This window comes from Arthrobacter sp. zg-Y1116 (genome assembly GCF_024385485.1).
GTDB lineage: Bacteria > Actinomycetota > Actinomycetes > Actinomycetales > Micrococcaceae > Arthrobacter_B.
Window position 1 is genome coordinate 132,022 of record NZ_JANFLR010000005.1, and the last position, 17,768, is coordinate 149,789.

17 protein-coding genes and 1 tRNA gene are annotated in these 17,768 nt (G+C 66.2%); 6 read left to right on the forward strand and 12 right to left on the reverse strand.

All coding sequences use genetic code 11. From position 1 onward, the window contains the following. Positions 1-6: 6 nt before the first annotated feature. The 5 genes from NNX34_RS15380 to NNX34_RS15400 all read right to left on the reverse strand — a co-directional run bounded on the left by NNX34_RS15380 (position 7) and on the right by NNX34_RS15400 (position 7,756). On the reverse strand, positions 7-4,896 hold the full coding sequence (locus NNX34_RS15380) for an ATP-dependent helicase (protein WP_255767399.1): 4,890 nt from the start codon (positions 4,894-4,896) through the stop codon (positions 7-9). Between the two features lie 69 nt (positions 4,897-4,965). Then, positions 4,966-5,640 (reverse strand): DUF4232 domain-containing protein, encoded by a 675-nt coding sequence (locus NNX34_RS15385; protein ID WP_255767400.1) that lies wholly within the window; start codon positions 5,638-5,640, stop codon positions 4,966-4,968. Between the two features lie 120 nt (positions 5,641-5,760). Then, on the reverse strand, positions 5,761-6,483 hold the full coding sequence (locus NNX34_RS15390; RefSeq protein ID WP_255767401.1) for a YcnI family protein: 723 nt from the start codon (positions 6,481-6,483) through the stop codon (positions 5,761-5,763). A gap of 66 nt (positions 6,484-6,549) precedes the next feature. After that, positions 6,550-7,170 carry a hypothetical protein gene (locus NNX34_RS15395; protein WP_255767402.1) on the reverse strand — a complete coding sequence of 207 codons (621 nt, stop codon included), beginning with the start codon at positions 7,168-7,170 and terminating at the stop codon, positions 6,550-6,552. Between the two features lie 130 nt (positions 7,171-7,300). Continuing rightward, a complete protein-coding gene (locus NNX34_RS15400; RefSeq protein WP_255767403.1) occupies positions 7,301-7,756 on the reverse strand; it encodes a 23S rRNA (pseudouridine(1915)-N(3))-methyltransferase RlmH in 456 nt (151 codons plus the stop codon). 110 nt (positions 7,757-7,866) lie between these two features. Between NNX34_RS15400 and NNX34_RS15405 the strand changes: the two genes are divergently transcribed. Then, positions 7,867-8,733, forward strand: coding sequence for a patatin-like phospholipase family protein (locus tag NNX34_RS15405; protein WP_255767404.1), 867 nt, complete (start codon positions 7,867-7,869; stop codon positions 8,731-8,733). Positions 8,734-8,760: 27 nt separating this feature from the next. On the opposite strand, the gene NNX34_RS15410 is transcribed toward NNX34_RS15405, so the two are convergent. The 4 genes from NNX34_RS15410 to NNX34_RS15425 all read right to left on the reverse strand — a co-directional run bounded on the left by NNX34_RS15410 (position 8,761) and on the right by NNX34_RS15425 (position 11,804). Then, the gene (locus NNX34_RS15410) at positions 8,761-9,075 is read right to left on the reverse strand and encodes a hypothetical protein (protein WP_255767405.1); all 315 of its coding nucleotides are present in this window, start codon (positions 9,073-9,075) and stop codon (positions 8,761-8,763) included. Positions 9,076-9,193: 118 nt separating this feature from the next. Then, positions 9,194-9,469, reverse strand: a complete 276-nt coding sequence (locus NNX34_RS15415; RefSeq protein WP_255767406.1) for a hypothetical protein — start codon at positions 9,467-9,469, stop codon at positions 9,194-9,196. 447 nt (positions 9,470-9,916) lie between these two features. Beyond that, positions 9,917-10,939: a hypothetical protein gene (locus NNX34_RS15420; RefSeq protein ID WP_255767407.1), complete on the reverse strand. Its 1,023-nt coding sequence runs from the start codon at positions 10,937-10,939 to the stop codon at positions 9,917-9,919. 265 nt (positions 10,940-11,204) lie between these two features. Then, the gene (locus NNX34_RS15425; RefSeq protein ID WP_255767408.1) at positions 11,205-11,804 is read right to left on the reverse strand and encodes a hypothetical protein; all 600 of its coding nucleotides are present in this window, start codon (positions 11,802-11,804) and stop codon (positions 11,205-11,207) included. Between the two features lie 85 nt (positions 11,805-11,889). Here NNX34_RS15425 and NNX34_RS15430 point away from each other — a divergent pair, with 85 nt between their 5' ends. From NNX34_RS15430 to NNX34_RS15440, 3 genes are read left to right on the forward strand one after another with little or no spacing between them, the layout of a single operon-like run. Next, a complete protein-coding gene (locus tag NNX34_RS15430) occupies positions 11,890-12,624 on the forward strand; it encodes a CDP-alcohol phosphatidyltransferase family protein (protein WP_255767409.1) in 735 nt (244 codons plus the stop codon). Beyond that, entirely contained in the window at positions 12,621-13,355 is a 735-nt protein-coding gene (locus NNX34_RS15435; protein WP_255767410.1) for a 1-acyl-sn-glycerol-3-phosphate acyltransferase, read from the forward strand. The genes NNX34_RS15430 and NNX34_RS15435 overlap by 4 nt, the downstream gene beginning before the upstream one ends. Further along, positions 13,352-14,344, forward strand: coding sequence for a phosphatidate cytidylyltransferase (locus NNX34_RS15440; RefSeq protein ID WP_255767411.1), 993 nt, complete (start codon positions 13,352-13,354; stop codon positions 14,342-14,344). The genes NNX34_RS15435 and NNX34_RS15440 overlap by 4 nt, the downstream gene beginning before the upstream one ends. Positions 14,345-14,404: 60 nt before the next feature. Here NNX34_RS15440 and NNX34_RS15445 read toward each other — a convergent pair. From NNX34_RS15445 to tadA, 3 genes are all read right to left on the reverse strand, one after another. Then, a tRNA-Ser gene (locus tag NNX34_RS15445) sits at positions 14,405-14,494 on the reverse strand. A 75-nt stretch (positions 14,495-14,569) separates the two neighbouring features. Then, complete coding sequence (locus NNX34_RS15450; protein ID WP_255767413.1) at positions 14,570-15,055, reverse strand: pyridoxamine 5'-phosphate oxidase family protein; 486 nt, start codon at positions 15,053-15,055, stop codon at positions 14,570-14,572. A 70-nt stretch (positions 15,056-15,125) separates the two neighbouring features. Next, positions 15,126-15,596 (reverse strand): tRNA adenosine(34) deaminase TadA, encoded by a 471-nt coding sequence (gene tadA / locus NNX34_RS15455; RefSeq protein WP_255767414.1) that lies wholly within the window; start codon positions 15,594-15,596, stop codon positions 15,126-15,128. Between the two features lie 75 nt (positions 15,597-15,671). On the opposite strand from tadA, the gene upp reads away from it, so the two are divergent. Together upp and NNX34_RS15465 are read left to right on the forward strand one after the other, a co-directional pair. Next, positions 15,672-16,304 (forward strand): uracil phosphoribosyltransferase, encoded by a 633-nt coding sequence (gene upp / locus NNX34_RS15460; RefSeq protein WP_255767415.1) that lies wholly within the window; start codon positions 15,672-15,674, stop codon positions 16,302-16,304. A gap of 553 nt (positions 16,305-16,857) precedes the next feature. Further along, positions 16,858-17,727, forward strand: a complete 870-nt coding sequence (locus NNX34_RS15465) for a winged helix-turn-helix domain-containing protein (RefSeq protein WP_255767416.1) — start codon at positions 16,858-16,860, stop codon at positions 17,725-17,727. Positions 17,728-17,768: the final 41 nt, after the last annotated feature.

A 17,768-nucleotide genomic window follows, 5' to 3' on the forward strand; every position in this document is an offset into this window, starting at 1 on the left:
AGCACGTCAGACACGGTAGCGCAGCCCTTTCGGCGTGGTGTAGAAACCGGCAGCGGTCAGTGCCCGTGCAGCGTCCGTATCGAGGATATCCGTCCCGTTGACCTTCTCGATGGCCATTTTCTCCGCCGCGCCCCGTTGGATAATCCGCACCAGGGCGGCAGCGGAAAGCTCCAAGGCGGCCGGCTCCTCGGTGAAGGTCAGGAGGGTCTTGCCGCCGCGTTCGGCGTACAGTGCAAGCTCGCCGTCGACCAGGACCACCAGTGCCCCGGCCTTGCGGCCGGGCCGGTGTCCGCCCTCCAGCGTGGGCCAGGGCAGGGCGGCGCCGTAGGGGTTCGCCGGATCGGTGGCAGCCAGGGCGACGGCGGACGGTTCGGGCTGCTTCAACTGCGCGTCTTCGGAGAAGGAACGCAGCCGGTCCACCGTGGCGGGCACGGCGAACTGGGCGGCGCCGAGCTGCTCGATGAAGTAGCCGCGCCGGCACCTGCCCATCTCCTCCAGCCGGGCCAGCACCCGGTACAGCAGGGCGAAACCGCCCGGGGTGCCTTCGCTGGCCACGGAGCCGCGGGTGACCACACCGTACCGGTCCAGCATCAGCTCGGCCGTGGCGTGCGCATGCAGGGTGGCGTCGGTTTCCACTGCGGGGAGCATGCTCCACCGCCCCGCGACCAGGGGCGGAGCGTTGCGGAGTGCCGGGGAGGACGCGCCGCCGGCCGCCAGCCGCATGGAGCTGCCCGTCAGCGACGCCCCGGGTGCCCGGCCCAGCCGTCCCATCCGTGCGGTGCGGGCACGCGGGGTGGCGGCCCGTTGCTTATGGGCGGTTTTCCCGCCGGAGAGCAGGGACCGCACCGGGGTGAAGGTGTCATTGCTGATCCGCCCGGCCCAGACGAGTTCCCAGAGCGCGGAAATGATGTTCGCATCCGTTTCGGCCATGCCGTCCGCGGCGAGGCCGTCGCCGAGCTGGCGGAAGAAGTACGCGCCGCCGTTGCCCAGCAGTTCCAGCAGCCGCTGGTGCAGCCTGCCCGGCTCGAAATCGGGGGAGGGGTTGAGCGTCAGCGGCGCGTTTTCGGCCAGGTGCAGGGCTATCCAGCCGTCGTTGCCCGGCAGGGAACCGCTGCCGGACCACACCACTTCGCCCGTGGCGGTCAGCTCGTCCAGCATGGCCGGGGCGTAGTCGCGCACCCGGGAGCCCAGGATCAGCGGTTCCCAGGCCGATGCCGGAATCGGCACGCCGGAAAGCTGGTCAATCACGGTGGCCACGCCGTCGAGCCCGCGCAGCGCCGAACCCACGTTCTGCCAGACCGGCAGGAACCGCCCGTAGGTGGCCGGGTCCACCGGCTCCACCTCGGAACGCAGGGCCGCCAGCGAACTGCGGCGCAGCCGCCGCAGCACCTCGACGTCGCACCATTCGGTTCCGGCGGGTGAGCCGGGAACGGTGACGGTGGCAGGGGGGGTGGAGTCGACGCCGTCGGCCGCGTCCAGAAGCAGCGTTTCGGCCGGGCGGAATTCGCCCTCCGCGACGCGTCCCTCGCCGGCCAGACGCTGCAGGGTGCCCGTGACGACGGCGACGCCGAGGCCCAGCCGGGCGGCGGCTTCAGCGGCGGTGAAAGGCCCGTGGGTCCGTGCATACCGGCCCACCAGGTCACCGAGCGGATCCGCAACGGGTTCGATAAACGCCAGCGGCACGCCCATCGGCAACGGAACTCCGAGGGCGTCCCGCAGCCGGGCGGCGTCTTCGATGGCCGCATACCGGGTGCTGCCGGCCATGCCGATTTTCAGGGCCCGGTTGGCGCGGACCAGCTGCTCGAGCAGCTCTTCGGCATCCTCCGGAGCGGCGGCGGCCGGAGCCGGTTCCACTGCCGTCCCGGTGTCGTCCGTGAGGAGCTCCACCGGCTGCAGGCGGGCGGCGACCTCGGGAACGGAGAGCGGGCCGAGCAGCCGCAGCAGGTCCGCCACGCCTTCCAGTCCGCGCGCATGGCGGTCCGGAGCCAGGCGCTGGAGTTCACTTTCGATCCGGGCGATGATCCGCGCATCCAGCAGTTCGCGCAGTTCGGCCCGGCCCAGCAGCTCATTGAGCAGCGTGGGATCCAGGGACAGGGCGGCGGCCTTGCGTTCGGCCAGCGGCGAATCGCCCTCGTACAGGAACGCACCTACATAGCCGAACAGCATGGAGCGGGCGAACGGCGACGGCGAGGGCGTGGTGGTTTCCACCAACCGGATCTCGCGCCGTTCAATCCCGGACGCAATGTCTTTCAGGGCCGGCAGATCATAGACATCCTGCAGGCATTCGCGGACCGTTTCGAGCAGGATCGGGAACGTGGGGTACTTTTTGGCGACATCCAGCAGCTGCGCAGACCGCTGCCGCTGCTGCCAGAGCGGGGTGCGTTTGGAGGGGTTCTGCCGCGGCAGCAGCAGCGCTCGCGCCGCGCACTCCCGGAACCGTGAGGCGAACAACGCCGAGCCGCCAACCTCGGCGGTGACAATGGAATCGAGTTCCTCGGGGTCGAACAGGAACAGCTCGGCGCCGGGCGGTTCGTCCTCCATCAGCGGCACGCGCAGCACAATGCCGTCGTCGGATGCCATGGCAGATCCATCCAGCCCGTAGCGGGCGTGCAGCCGCGCCCCGACAGCGAGTGCCCAGGGCGCATGGACAGGCATGCCGTACGGGCTGTGCAGGACTACCCGCCAGTCGCCGAGTTCGTCATGGAAGCGTTCCACCACCAGCGACCGGTCGTTGGGCACCACATCGGTGGCCTGCTGCTGCTCGCGCAGGTAATTGATCAGGTTGCCGGCGGCCCAATCATCCAGACCGACGGCGGTCAGGCGTTCCCGGGCCGCTGCGTCATCAGCGGCGGCCATCTCACGGACGAAGGCGCCCAGGGCACGGCCCAGCTCCACCGGCCGGCCGAGGGTATCCCCGCGCCAGAACGGCAGTTTGCCGGGCTGGCCGAAGGCGGGGGAGACCAGCACCCGGTCATGGGTGATGTCTTCGATCCGCCAGCTCGTGGCACCCAGGGCGAAAATGTCCCCGACCCGGGATTCGTAGACCATTTCCTCGTCAAGTTCACCGACCCGGCGGCTGTTCTTTCCTTCGGAATCGCCGACCAGGTAGACACCGAAGAGGCCGCGGTCGGGGATGGTGCCGCCCGAGGTGACGGCGAGGCGCTGCGCTCCGGGCCTGCCGGTAATGGTGCCTTCGGTGCGGTCCCAGACAATCCGCGGCCGCAGCTCGGCAAACTCGTCCGAGGGGTAGCGGCCGGAAAGCAGGTCCAGGGTGGCGTCGAACGCGGAGCGCGGCAGGCCGGCAAAGGGCGCGGATTGGCGGACGACGTCGAACCATTCCTCCACGTCGATGGAACCCAGCGCGGCGGCGGCCACGGTCTGCTGGGCGAGGATGTCCAGCGGGTTGGCCGGTATGGCCAGGGGTTCGATCTGGCCCGCGAGCATCCGTTCGGCGGTGACGGCCGAGTTCAGCAGGTCGCCGCGGTGCTTGGGGAACATCACGCCCTGGGAGATTTCGCCCACCTGGTGCCCGGCCCGGCCCACCCGCTGCAGGCCGCTGGCCACCGACGGCGGCGATTCGACCTGCACCACCAGATCCACGGCCCCCATGTCGATGCCGAGCTCCAGCGAGCTGGTGGCCACCACGCAGCGCAGCCGGCCGGATTTCAGGTCGTCTTCGATCAGGGCCCGCTGGTCCCGGGACACCGAGCCGTGGTGCGCCCGCGCGAGCACGGGCGTGTCGTCTTCGACGGCGAGGTCCTCGCGCCGCAGCACGGACACCCCGGCCTGCGCCATGATCTGGGCCGGCGGACGTGCAGGTGCTGCCGGGGCCGGGATCCCGTCCGTTCCGGTGGCCGCCTGCGCAGCCTCCAGCCGGAAGGCATGGATCTCGTTCAGGCGGGCGGTGATGCGCTCGGCGAGGCGCCGGGAGTTGGCGAACACGATGGTGGAGCGGTTGGCCTCGATGAGGTCGACAATCTTCTCCTCCACATGCGGCCAGATGCTCGCCTGCGGAGCGTAACCGCCCTCAACGGTGTCCTCAGTGGTAGGTGCGTTGCCCAGATCCGTCATGTCCTCCACCGGAACGGTGACGGTGAGGTTCCAGTTCTTCCGGGACTGCGGCGCCACGATCCGCACCGGAGCGTTGCCGCCAAGGAAACGCGCCACGGTTTCGTGCGGCTCCACCGTGGCGGAGAGCCCGATCCGCTGCACGGGCTTTTCCAGCATGGCGTCCAGCCGCGCCAGCGTCACGGCCAAGTGGGCGCCGCGTTTGGTGCCTGCCACGGCGTGCACCTCATCCACGATCACGGTTTCCACTTCGGTCAGGGTTTCCCGGGCGGAGGATGTGAGCATCAGGAACAGGGATTCGGGCGTGGTGATGAGGATGTCCGGCGGCCGCGTCAGCAGGGCGCGCCGCTCATTCTGCGGGGTGTCCCCGGACCGGACGCCCACGGTGATGGACGGCGCCGGCAGCCCCAGCCGTTTGGCCGTCTGCGTAATGCCGATCAACGGCGAGCGGAGGTTGCGTTCCACGTCGACGCCGAGGGCCTTCAACGGGGAGATGTACAGGACCTTGGTTTTGCGTTTGGGTTCCCGGGTGCGCTTCCGTCCCGCGGGTTTGGGAGCGGCTTCCGGCAGTTCCGGAAGCGGCAGTTCGGCGGGCGGCAGGCCTTCGGGGCCGGCAGCGGCGGCAGAGGCGATAAAGCTGTCCAGCGCCCAGAGGAACGCGGCCAGGGTTTTGCCTGACCCGGTGGGGGCGACCACCAACGCATTGGCCCGCTCCGAGATCGCATCCCAAGCTCCCACCTGCGCCGGGGTGGGCGCAGTGAAGGCACCCTCGAACCATTCCCGGGTGGCGGGGGTGAACTTGGCTAGCACCGAAGATGCCGATGTCATGCCACTATTCTTCCCCACCCCGGTGACAGTTTGGCTGCTGCCACCGGGGGTTCGGCTGCGGGCCGAAAATCAACGTGCCTGCAGGATACCCACTTGCATCAGCTCGATATCCGCGTTGGTGCAACCCGTGGAGGGGTAGGGGACGGTCAGGGAAGCGGTGTCCTCCGGCGGGTAGACCAGCAGGGACGCAGTCTCCTGCACCTGGCAGTTTCCGTACTTCTGCGCCACGGTTTCCCGCAGCTCGGCGGCCGCAGCCTGGCCGGGTGCCAGCGTGACGGGAACGGCGGCCGCGCCCTCGCTCCGGGCGGCCGGTGCGCCCACCTGCTGTCCGGCGGCGTCGAGGTAGGAGACACCCGGATAGCCGGCCACGGTGCAGGTACCGTCAGCGGAGATGTTGGTCAGCACCAGGACGCGGGAGATACCGTCCGCACCGGCGCCGCCGGGAACGTTCTCCACAGCGCCGGCAAGCATGTCGGCAGTGCAGGGAACGGGGCCAACGGCCGCTGCCCCGCCTCCGGTGGCCGGTGAGGACGCCGGAGCAGAAGCAGATTCGGTCGATGGGGACGGAGCGGGCGTGGTCTCGCTGGCTGACGCCGACGGGGACACCGACGCGTCGCCGTCGTCCCCTGAGCCGCCGCAGCCGGCCAGCGCGGAACCGGAGAGAGTCAGCAAAGCCACCAGGGCTAGTGCCTTGCGGGACGGGGAGGACTTTTTGACGGGGGAGGCAGGTGCCAAGGTGATCATGCTCTCACCTTTCCCGTCGGGCGGGGGCGCGTCAATCCGCCCCGCCCGGCGGAACGGAATGACGCAAAACCGTTACGGGCGCCGGAAGCAAGCTGCCCGGCGCCCGCTCAGGTCCGCGGGCTAGGCCCGGCTGCGGCCGCGCGTGCGGATCAGGGCAGTGACACCTGCCGCAAGGCCCAGCAACCCGGCACCCAGGCCAACGTAGCCGGCAACTTCGGCGGCCTCGACGTCGTCATCCCGGTCATCGGCGCTTTCCGGCGTGCCGGAGGTGCTGCCGTGCTCATCGCCGGCGGCGTGATCATCGTCGTCGTCCGCTTCGGTGATGGTGACCGTAGGCGCCGGAGAGTCGAGGTCGTGGCTGGACTGGCCGGCGGCCGGGACCTGGGACCAGTCCGTTTCCCCCTTTTCACAGCTTTGCAGCACGGGGAAGGCCAGGGTGGTGTCTTCGGCGTCGGGCAGGTCGACGCCGAGGGTAATCGTGTCCCGGATGCCGTCGGCCAACGGTTCCCTGGCCGTGTAGATAATCTCGCTGGTCCGCGAGCTGACCTGTGAGCCGTTGGGCAGGGTCCGCGGCTCCGCGAGCTCCTCGGTGACCTTCCTGATGTCCCAGCCGGGGTGGGCCGTGGGGGTGGCGTCCGCCAGTTCGTCCGGGAGAGTGAAGGTCAGGGCCGTGGTCGGGGAGCCCTCGCAGCCGTGCGAGAGGTCGAAGGTCAGCAGGGCGGACTCGCCGGCGCCGGTGGTGTCGGGGGTGACATGCACATGGGCGGCCGCGGGGCCCAGGCCAAGCGCCATCAGAGCGGCGGTGCCGCCGGCGGCAAGGAGGACAGAGGAGGAGGTACGCATGGAAAAGCCTTTCGGTGGCGCATTGCCAAAAAACCGCGCTGGAGGCGGGAAATACTGGAAAAGGAATTAGGCCAATGCGTACGACGGCGGCCCGCGCAGCGGGCGCGCGGAGCAGTACCGGGCGCGCGGGGTTCCGGCGGCGGGACCGGAAATCGCCGGCGGCCGGACGGGCCGGAACGTCACCGGGGCCGGCGGCGTGAACAGCGGCCGCAGCCAGGCCGCCGTGGCGTGCAGGGCGTCCTCGCCCCGCGCGAGCAGCAGCGCGGACAGCGCCACGGCGGCGAGGTGCGCGAGGAACAGTGCGGGGCCGGCGTCGTGCTGGAGCGCGTGGAGACCGGAGAGGGCGTCCTGGGTCCCGGGCAGCGGCGCCGCCTCCGGACAGACCACGGCAACGCCGTGGTGGGAGGAAGCACCGGGCAGGCATTGGACGCCGGAGGTCAGGAGGCCAAAGGCTTCGTGCAGCCCGAGCTGCGCGGCGCCGAGGACCAGGAAGAGGCTGCCGGGCCGGAACCGTCGCCCGGCGGTAATACTGACTCCGGCCAGGGTGAAGGCCGCCAGGGCAAAGAGGAGGACCGGTTCGGGGAGCATCCCGCCGCCGGCCAGGTGCGCACCCGTGGCCAGCGCGAAAATGACTGCAGTGGCGACGCCGGCGCGGAGCAGGCGGAAGGGATCGGTGCGCTGGGGCATGCTTCCCTTCCGGTCCCGCCGGCCGCGGCTCGGAGCCTGCCGGACTGCTGAAAAACTGCTCCTACTTTACCGTGCAGCCGCAGAACCGGCGCACGCGGAGCCAGGGCGGCAGGCGCCGCCGTCCCCTGTCCTATTCGTGGTGGTAGGGGCGTCCGCCGGCGATCTCCTGGGCCCGGTACACCTGCTCCGCGAGGATCAGCCGGACCAGTTGGTGTGGGAACACCAGGGGTGAGAGGGACCAGACAAAGTCGGCGCGGTCGTGGACGCTCTGGTCCACGCCGTAGGCCCCGCCGATGATCAGGGTGACGTTGCGCGAGGAATCCAGCGGCCTCTGCAACGTCTGGGCCAGCGTCGGCGAGGTGATGGCCTTGCCCCGCTCGTCCAGCAGGATCACGTAGTCGGATCCGACCTTCGCCAGCAGCCGCTCGGACTCCTCCTTGCGGGCGGCGTCGCCTTCGCGGGCCGAATGCGGAATGGGGACCCAGGTCAGGTCGAAGGGTTTCTTCAGCCGCTTTTCATACCGGCGGATCCCGTCAACCACCCAGTCCTCGTGCTTGCGGCCCACCATCAGAACTTTTAATGCCATGCAACCATTCAAGCCCGGAACCGCCGAGGTCCGGTAACCGGGCGGGCGCCGGGCTTACACTGCGGGGACATGGAAGGGCACTTCGACGGCGCAGGCCAGGAGGGTACAACGTGTTGGAATCGCGTGCGGTGGTGTTGGGCGGCGGCGGAGTTGCCGGGATCGCCTGGGAGATCGGCCTGCTGGCGGAACTGCTGGACCAGGGCATCGACCTGAACGAGGCGGACCTCGTTGTCGGTACATCGGCCGGATCCGTGGTGGGAACGGCGCTTCGCTTCGGGCAGGTGCCGGCCGCGGCGCTCGCCCAGGAGACTGCTGAGGAAGGTGCCAGTGCTCCGGATTACCAGGAGCCGGACGCATTCGACGGCGAGCGGTTCATGAACCTCATGGGCGCGGCCGGTTTCGGCGGCGGCGGAGAGAAGGCCGCCCGCGCACGGCTGGGCCAGCTGGCACTGAAAGCGGACACGCAGCTGACCGAGGAAGCGTGGGTGAACAGCATCCGTTCACTGGTTCCCTTCCCGGCCTGGCCGGAGAAGGCACTGGGCGTCACGGTGGTGGACGCTGAAGACGGCAGCTTCAAGGTGTTCGACGGCGATTCCGGCGTGGACCTTGGCCTGGCGGTCACCGCCAGCTGCACTGTCCCGACGGTGTGGCCGCCCGTGCACATCAACGGGCGGGTCTACATGGACGGCGGTATGCGGTCGGGTACCAATGCGGACGTCGCCGCCGGCTTTGGAAAGGTACTCGTGGTTTCCTGCGGCCTCGAGGCGCCGCAGAGTCCCTTCGGCCCCACCCTGCCGCAGGCGCTGAAAACGATCCGGAAGGACGGAAAGCCGTTGTTGATCGAAGCCGACGCGCTGGCTTTGCAGGCTTTCGGTACCAACATGCTGCTGGATTCCACCCGCCGTCCCTCCGTGGCGGCTGGCCGGCGGCAGGCGAAGGAGATGGCCGACGTCGTCCGGCGCTTCTGGGAGGGGTAGCCCTCCCGGAGGGCTAGCGGCTAGCGGCTAGCGGTTGTCGCGGTCGACGTCGGCCTCAAGATCGGAGCCCGGTTCAATCACCACACCGTCTTCACGCTGCTCGACGCCGTCGGCCCGGGGAGCGGTGTCCGCGGCGGGAGAGGCTGCTGAGGCAGCGGCGGGCGCTTCCGCTTCGGCGGCCTCGGCTTCTTCGCGCTCCTTGATGTACTTCATGAGGAACTCCAGTTCGTCGCTGTACTGCTGCAGGCGGTCGGTGCGGGACTCAGTCGCCAGGGCGAGCACGAGGTCGGTCTGGCGTGCACGCAGCTGGGCAATAGTGGGCTGTGGTTCGTTGGTGTCCATGCTTCATCCTACAAAGGCTTTCCGGGACACAATTTGCAGGCCGAATACCCAAGCCGAGGCGGTGACAGTCCTCGCGGCTTGTCGGTGACGCTGCGCAGGGTACGCCCGGCAAGGAGCCTCACGGTTCCTCGTGATCCCCCGCCCCGCCATGGTGGGCCGGAGCCTCCAGACGGGCGCCGGACCTCATCCGCCTCGCCCATTCGTGGGTCAATGCGCTGTACCACTCCAGCGCGTAGGCGGAAGGATGCTCGGAATCCAGTTGCCGGTAGACACGGTCTGTCAGGCCTTCCAAAGTCCCCTGGGGCAGCGCGGCCAGCGCCTGGACATCCAAGGGATCTGCCGGCAGGTCCAACAGGGACAAGGCAGAAGCGTGCCGGGAGCGGAAAAGAGTCATGGCTTCGCCGCTCCGGCGGACGCGAGGCAGTCCGTTGCTTCAAGGACAGCGGAGGAAGGGTCGGCATCGAGCCGAACGAGTAGGCGCAGTTTGTGGTCCACAGGATTCCAAAAAAATAGGAGTTCCGGGGCGCACTGCTGGGCCTCGAAATTTAGGGTAAACGGCGGATCCGGATGAAGGCAAGTCGGGCAGGGCAGGGCTCGTGGGGATCATGTCGTGGAGATGGGTCCAACAGGAAAACCGGCCGGTCGCCGGCACGGTTCAGGACAAGCTGAACCGCGAGTAATTGCGCACCTGCGGATAATCCGCAAAGCGATAAATGCCCGGACGCTTTGCGTCCGGGCATTTATCGTTCGCCTCAGCGATGGTTGCGGGCTACGTCTTTAACCGCGGAGCTTCATGCTTTTTCACGCGCTGATCCTGCGCCCACCGTGGGCACGTTGTGAATCACCCGAAGGCATGAGTACTGGCAGCCAGCCGTTCGGTCTCTGCCATATACCAGCGGGTGAAGATCTCCACAGTAGCCGAAGCGATTTCGTCGAGTTCTCCGAGCGGTCGGTTCACCGACTTAATGCCGAGTGCCCATCCATCTGTGTACCCCTTGGCCAGCCACAGGGTGTCGTGCAAGTATTTCTTGGCGAGGGGAATCTTGCGCTTGCCGAATTCGGAGTTACCTTTGCCGGGCATGCGGGTGCTCACCAGCAGCCGTTGCTCCTCACCGCAAAGGACCTCCCGGTTGAGAGCCCGTAGAGGCTCGACCCAGCCGGGCTCGGGGTGGGGAAGCTCTGGGTCAGGATACTCCTGTGCGGTAGCAGGCACTGAAACGCCGATGCTGTACTCGACAAGGATCGGCTTGCCGGGCTGGGGCATTCCGCGGCCAGCTACCTGTATCTGCCCGCGCAGTGTCCGCCCGTTGGGCAGGATTGGCGACTCGATTTCGACCGCCGGCATGCCGCCACCTCCTCGTCGCACGTCGACCCGCCAGCCCTCGGGCAAGCGCTGGTCCAGATGCTGCGCCCGGAAGCAGGATTCCACTGTGGACTTCGGGACCGGCATGGATGCGATGTCCTCGACCGTGAGTCGCGAATCGACGAAACAGGCGAGTGCCTCGGCCCATGTGAGGACGTGCACGCGGTCGAGGCTGACGAGCCAGGAGGGTGCTGCTTCTTCTCCGAGGAGGAGCACCACGAGGTGATCGGCGACGCGAAGCTGCCTGTCGACCTGGTCCCGAGTGAGCTCGTGGTCGAACTTTGCCTCGATTCCCACGATAAAAGACTCAGGAATCGCGAACTCGAGCTCCAGATCAAGTCTGGCAGAGGCTTCACACCGCACGCCTTGAAAACGGTTGAGCCCAACAATTCCACAGCGACGCGCGAGAAGATCTATGAACTTCTCAGGTGCTTGACGGATCTCTGCAGCGAGGGCACGAGTTGCCATTGGTTCGGACGTATAGATCGGCGGGTTCTTCATGCACAACACACTCGCACAATCGTTCTTAGCATGATTGCAACCGCGCCGATAAAATCCTATTCAATATCCCTCGAGGTGACCTTGAAATGTGCCAGACCTCCTGCTCAAAATGACGACGAACCTCTAGCCCTGCGTCGAGCGGCTATAAATCAGAGTGCAGTGCATGCAGCGATGACTTAGATGGAGACGGTGTCAAAGCCTGTTGTGCCCTAAGGCGTTCTTCTCAGTTTAAAGCCAGCGCAATTCGCGCTCTATCAAGTTCCGGTTAATTGCGGGATGACCCGCGACGGGCCTTCAACGGAATGAATACCGCGTAGAACGCACCCCAGCAGATCCAGAAGACGGTTGAGATGCTCCGTTCAGAGAGTCCAAGGAGCCTGCGGCGGCCCAGGGCAGCAATCCCGGATACTGCCGCTGTCACCACTACGAACCGGATCATCCGGCCGGGCACGCTCCAGGCAAGAAACGTCAGCAGCGGGGTCCGCTGCAGCCCGGCTGCCCGCGCGTAGAGCTTGTACGGGATTCCACGCGTGGGGCCCCGCAGCAAAGAAGCGGCCCCCGACTCGGCGATCTCCTGCTCCACCTCGCTGATCATGGCATCCGTGACCGCCGGCACTTTCACCAACGCCTTACGCGAGGTGTTTGCGGCTACCTTGCGGCCCCACCAGTACGTCACTGCCCCTCCGGCCATTGCGCCGCCGAGGGCTGAGACCGTGGTGCCGAGCGCGCGTTTCGGTCGGCGCAGCCCCACCCAGGATGTCCACACATCGGGGACCACAAAGAAGAACGTCGCTTCTGCGAAGCCCCAGGCGCCGGCGATTCCGTGGTCCCGCAGGGCGTTCCTGGAGGGTGATTTGCGCCTCATGCTTACACTCTAATGAATGGTGAAGTGGAACCACGGGATTGATCGCGGGTTGCTGCCATTTCCGCCGCTCGGCTCGCATTAGCGTATGAGCTACGACAAAGGGCCAAATGAACGGACACTTTACATGAGCCAAGGAACGGACAGGCGGGAAATTCCGCAGCGCAGCAGCCGATGGGCGGCTAAATCTGCGGATATTCTTGCGGCGGCGAAACTCACCCCCAATCAGATCTCCGTCGGTTCAGTGGTATTCGCTGCAGTGGGCGCCGCTGCGTTGATCTGGTCGGCACATACCGACGACGCCATAATTCGTGCTGTCCTTCTGGCCGCGGCTGCTGCCTGTATACCGCTGCGTTTGTTGTTGAACATGCTCGACGGAATGCTGGCCGTGGAAAAGGGTATGAGCTCACCGGTGGGTGATATCTACAATGAACTGCCTGATCGGATCTCCGATGTGCTGTTCCTGGGGGCAGCCGGCATCGCCACCGCCGGGCTGGTGACCGCCGACCGAGTTGATTTCGGGGTGACGCTGGGATTCCTTGCGGCGATACTCGCCGTACTCACCGCCTACATCCGGTGCCTCGGAGCAGCCCTCGGCACGGGAAACTTCTTTGACGGGCCCTTGGCTAAACCGCACCGCATGTGGCTGCTGATGATCGGCGTCCTGGTGGGCATCGCCGAACCATGGCTTCCCTGGTCGGAAGGATGGGCACTGTTCGGCACGCTGGCGCTCATCGCGTTAGGCTCCCTGCTCACCTGTATTCGCCGATTGCGCCGTGTCAGCGCTGCGCTGCGTGCCCGCAGCAAGGACTTGCCATCATGAACGTCGGCAGGGCCTCCCGGCGCAGCCTCGCGAAACTTATCAGTGCCTTCGCCGGTGCGCGCGTAGTGGCTGCAGCCGGAGAGCTGGATCTGCCCGAGCAGGCCATCTACTACGCGAACCACTCAAGCCACCTGGACTTCCTCACCATTTGGGCCGCGCTGCCGGCAGAGCTGCAGCAACGCGCCCGCCCGGTGGCAGCCAAGGACTACTGGGGCTCCGGGGTGCGTAAGGCTTTTGCCGAACAGATCTTCAACGCCTATTTGGTCGAACGCCACGGCTCCAGCAGCCGCCGGCAACGCACGTCGGACTCGGGGGTCAGCCCCAAGGGCCAGGTGGAGGGCATGGGTGAGGTGCTGGCCGCCGGTGGTTCGCTGATTATCTTCCCTGAAGGCACCCGCGGAGACGGCGATACGATCGCCCAGTTCCACGGCGGACTGTACAAACTGGCTCGTCTCCACCCCGAGGTGCCTGTGGTCCCCGTGACGCTCGCCAACCTCGGACGGATCCTCCCCAAAGGTGCGGTGATCCCGGTGCCGCACCTCTCGACTGTCATCTTCTGCGAGCCCCTCCACCTGGATCCCGATGAGGACAGGCAGACGTTCCTGACCCGCGCCCGGCAGGTTCTCGTGGAAGGCCTGGCTAAGCACCAAGGGCCGCAATCCACAGATACCCCTAAACAGGACGACGGCGGCTCGGAGCCTCGTAGCCAGGCCCGGAAGGACAACCCGTGAACGACTGGGAACTGGGTTTGCTGGACTCGACGTCGTTGAAACTCCTCGGCGGCGTCGTCCTTGTTCTGGTTTTAGCCACCGTGATCGCGTGGCTCCTGGGCCGCCGGTTGGGCACCACGAGCACCATCGTGAACCTGAAGCAGCGCATCAACGCCTGGTGGTTGATGGTCGCACTGATAGGCGGTGTCCTGGCAGCCGGCGAGACGGTGACGATTGTGCTGTTCCTGCTGCTGTCACTTCTGGCACTGCGCGAGTTCATCACCATCTCCCCAACCGGCCGCGGAGATCACAAAGTGCTCGTGTGGCTGGTGTTCATCATCCCCGCGGCGCACTACTGGTTCCTGTGGGAGCACTGGTACGGCATGTTCAGTGTGTTCATCCCGGTGTACGCCTTCCTCTTCCTGCCGGCGCGCAATGCACTCGCCGGGCAGACCACCGGGTTCCTGCAGCGAACCGCAGCCATTCAGTGGGCGCTGATGGTATGCGTCTACGCCATCAGTTACGCCCCGGCGCTCCTGCAGCTTCCGTTGGCCATGGAGGCAGGCCGGGATGCGGCCGAAGGCTCGGCGCCTGGGACTGGTGGGGCTACCGGCGCGCATCTGCTCCTGTTCCTGCTGATCGTGGTGCAGGGCTCCGATGTGCTGCAGTATGTGTGGGGCAAGACGCTCGGGAAGCACCCGATCGCGCCGAGCGTGAGTCCCAACAAGACTTGGGAAGGGTTCATCGGGGGAGTGCTTTCGGCTACCGCGCTGGGGGCGGCCCTATGGTGGGTCACACCGTTCACCCCGTTGATGGCCGCGCTCCTGGCATTCATCTCCTGTGTGATGGGTTTCGCCGGAGGGCTGGTGATGTCTGCCATCAAGCGCGACCGCGGCATCAAGGACTTCGGCTCCACCATCCCCGGGCACGGCGGCATCATGGACCGCCTGGACTCGCTCTGCTTTGCGGCGCCGGTCTTCTTTCACGCCGTGCGATTCCTGTACACCTGAAACACGCACCACGAAGGCTCGTAGAATGCAGAAAACCCCCGGTTTCCCGGGGGTTTTCGCTGGCGGTGACGGTGGGATTTGAACCCACGTTGGCTTTTACACCAAACAACATTTCGAGTGTTGCACCTTCGGCCGCTCGGACACGTCACCAACGCGTCAACCTTACCGGGTGGAAGGCCCAACACCCAAAAGCAGTCCCGCCAGGGCCTGGGCGCCCAGTTGGAACTAGAGGTCGACGACGTCGTTCTTGCCGATATCGGGAGTGCCGCCGGTTGCTGCTGCCTTGCCGATCTTGAACAGGCTGGCGATCTTCGGTTCGTCCGATGCCCAGTATTCGGCGGTATGCGAGTCCACCTTGAGCAGCGCCACCGACGGGTCTTCGCGGCCCTGCTCGAACCAGCCCTCCACCGAGGTTTTCCACAGGGAGGAAATCTTGCCCTGATCCTTTGTCAGAGTGGCCGTGCCGCTGATGGACAGGAAGCCCTCGGAATCACTGATGGCCACGTTCACGTGCGGGTTCGCACGGACCTCGTCGGCCTTGGGGGAGGGGTCCGGAGTAAAGAACCACAGGTTGCCGTCCGAGTCCGCCTCCTGCAGCTGCAGCGGCCGGCTGACCAGGTTTCCCTGCAGGTCCACCGTGGTCAGCGTGGCGATTCGAGCCTTTTCAAGAATCTTGACGACGGTGTCCCGTCCGTCCTGCTCTGATCCCATAACGGAAACTCCTTTAGTTGTCGCGTTCCGGAATCAGTAAGCCTACGTACAAACCGAAGCGGGCGGAACGCTAGGAGTTGCGCTTTGAGCCGAAGAAGTCCCGCAGCAAGCGTGCCGATTCCTCTTCGCGCACACCGGGAAAGACCTCCACCCAGTGATTCAGGCGACGCTCACGCAGGATGTCGAACACAGAACCGGAGGCCCCGGCCTTCTCATCCCAGGCGCCGAACACCACCTTCGGCACCCGCGCCAGGACAATCGCCCCGGCACACATGGCGCACGGTTCGAGCGTCACCACCAGGGTGCAGCCTTCCAGCCGCCATTCGCCGACGGCGGCAGCCGCCTTCCGGATGGCCAGCACCTCGGCGTGGCCTGTCGGGTCCCCGGTTGCCTCACGCTCGTTGCGCCCGGTACCCAGCACCTCGCCGTCGGGGGCCAGTACGACGGCGCCGATCGGCACGTCGCCTGTCTCCAGCGCCTTGCGGGCTTCGGCCAGGGCGAGGTCCATCCAGGTTTCGTGTGTTCGGGAAAGGGACTCCATGCCTGCCATCGTCTCCCATTCACGCGCGCACGGGCGAACGCGGAGAGAGGCAGGGCGCAATGGTAGTTTTGAAGCATGCGCGTACTTGTAGTGGATCATCCCCTCGTTGCCCACAAACTCACCGTTCTCCGCGACAAGGACACCCCGTCACCGATCTTCCGTCAGCTGACGGAAGAACTGGTCACCCTGCTGGCCTATGAAGCCACCCGAACCGTCCGCGTGGAGCCGGTTCCGATCGAGACTCCCGTCACCTCCGCCGTCGGCACGGGCCTGGTCAAGCCGACCCCGCTGGTGGTTCCCATCCTGCGTGCCGGCCTCGGCATGCTCGAAGGCATGACCCGCCTGGTCCCCACGGCCGAGGTCGGATTCCTGGGTATGGCCCGGAATGAAGAAACACTGGAAGCCATCACCTACGCCGAGCGTCTTCCGGATGACCTCACCGGCCGCCAGGTCTTCGTCCTGGACCCGATGCTGGCCACCGGCGGAACCCTGCGCGAAGCCATCAAGTTCATGTTCCAGCGCGGTGCCGCGGAAGTCATCTGCATCTGCCTGCTGGCCGCCCCAGAAGGCCTCTCGGTGCTCCAGGAGGAACTCCAGGACGCGAACGTCACCGTGGTCCTCGCCTCGATCGACGAGCGCCTCGATGAGAACGCCTACATTGTTCCCGGCCTCGGCGACGCCGGCGACCGGCTTTACGGCGTCGTCTAACCACCTCGTCCGAAGGGCCGCCGGCGACGGCGGCTCTTCCGCCAGTGAAAAAGCTCCGGAACCCTGTCCACTATGTGGACAATTGCTTCGATGCTTGACGGCACCTGCTTCGTAAGCTTGCTTGCGGAGTAGGTGCCTTTTTTCTTAATGCCGTTCGATATGGCCGAACAGTGCCGCGAAGTGGTGCGAAATAGATTTAGGTCTTATACATATTTATGCATAGCTATTCATTGTGTCTTTTTGTGAACTACGTCACAAAACGACCCATAACGTCCACTATGTGAGACAACGGACCCTTTGTTACTTGCATGTATCCCTTTGTGACATGCAATAATCCGGAGTGTGAACACCAACACGGCAGCAGCAGTCACAGGCTTCCCGAGTGGCCTCCGGGCCGCGAAGGAAACTGGTTGTTGTCGAATGCATACCTCTGGAACCACCCCTATCCCGAGGTAAGACTCAGGCCCAACTATGGGCATAATAGGCGCCGTCTCGACCGGGCACACCCCCAGCAATCGAGCCGTGATGACGTCAAGTCACGATGAGGTCCCACATGTCAGTAGCATCCGGTTACGTCCACATCTCCCTGCGCAACGCGCAGAACCGCGCCGGATCAGGTTCCCAGCGCCAGACCGCCGTCGGCGGTTTCCCCGGCTCATACGGCGCGCAGCCGTTTGGGAACCAGTCCTATGGCATCCCGGCCTCCAGCGGTACCGGAGCCCGTCCGCTCCGTGCAGTTCAGAGCCAGGATGCCAGCCCCATGACCGCCCCCATGCCGGTGGTCACTCCGAACGGTATTCCCGGGCCGCAGCCGGTCAGCAATGACACGGCTGCCCGTGGATTCGTTATTTATGTAGGCCTCGATGAAGAAACCGCTGCGGCCAACGGCACGTCACTGAGCAAGCTGGCGCAGGAAATCAGGGCCTACGTGCAGACCCTGGTGCCCGGCGCCCAAAGCCATGCGGCCGTGGCGCTTGCCCCTGCCGGAGCCGTCGGCTCGGACATCGACGTCGTCCGGCAGGCGCTCGGGGACCCCACGGTCCGGCGGCAGCCGGCCCCGCAGCAGGTCCCGGCACCCCCGGTTCCGGCAGCTATCCGGCCCTCCGGAGTCCTGATTGACCTGTCCCGCCGCGAGGTGCACCTCGACGGGGACACGCTGAACCTGACCTTCAAGGAATTCGAGCTCCTGAACTACCTGGTGGAGAACGCCAGCAGGACCGTCGGGCGTGAAGAGCTTTTGGCCGGCCTGTGGCGCAACGCCGAAGAGGTACCGAACGAACGCACCATCGACGTCCACATCCGGCGCCTGCGCTCCAAGCTGGGCCGGCTGGCCAACACCGTCCGCACGGTCCGCGGGCAGGGGTACCGCTTCTACGAGCACCCCGAGGTTGTTGTCTGGGCCGCGCCGGAATACAGCATCTAGCTGCCAGCCGCGGTCCTTAGGACCGCAGCCGCGGACGGAGC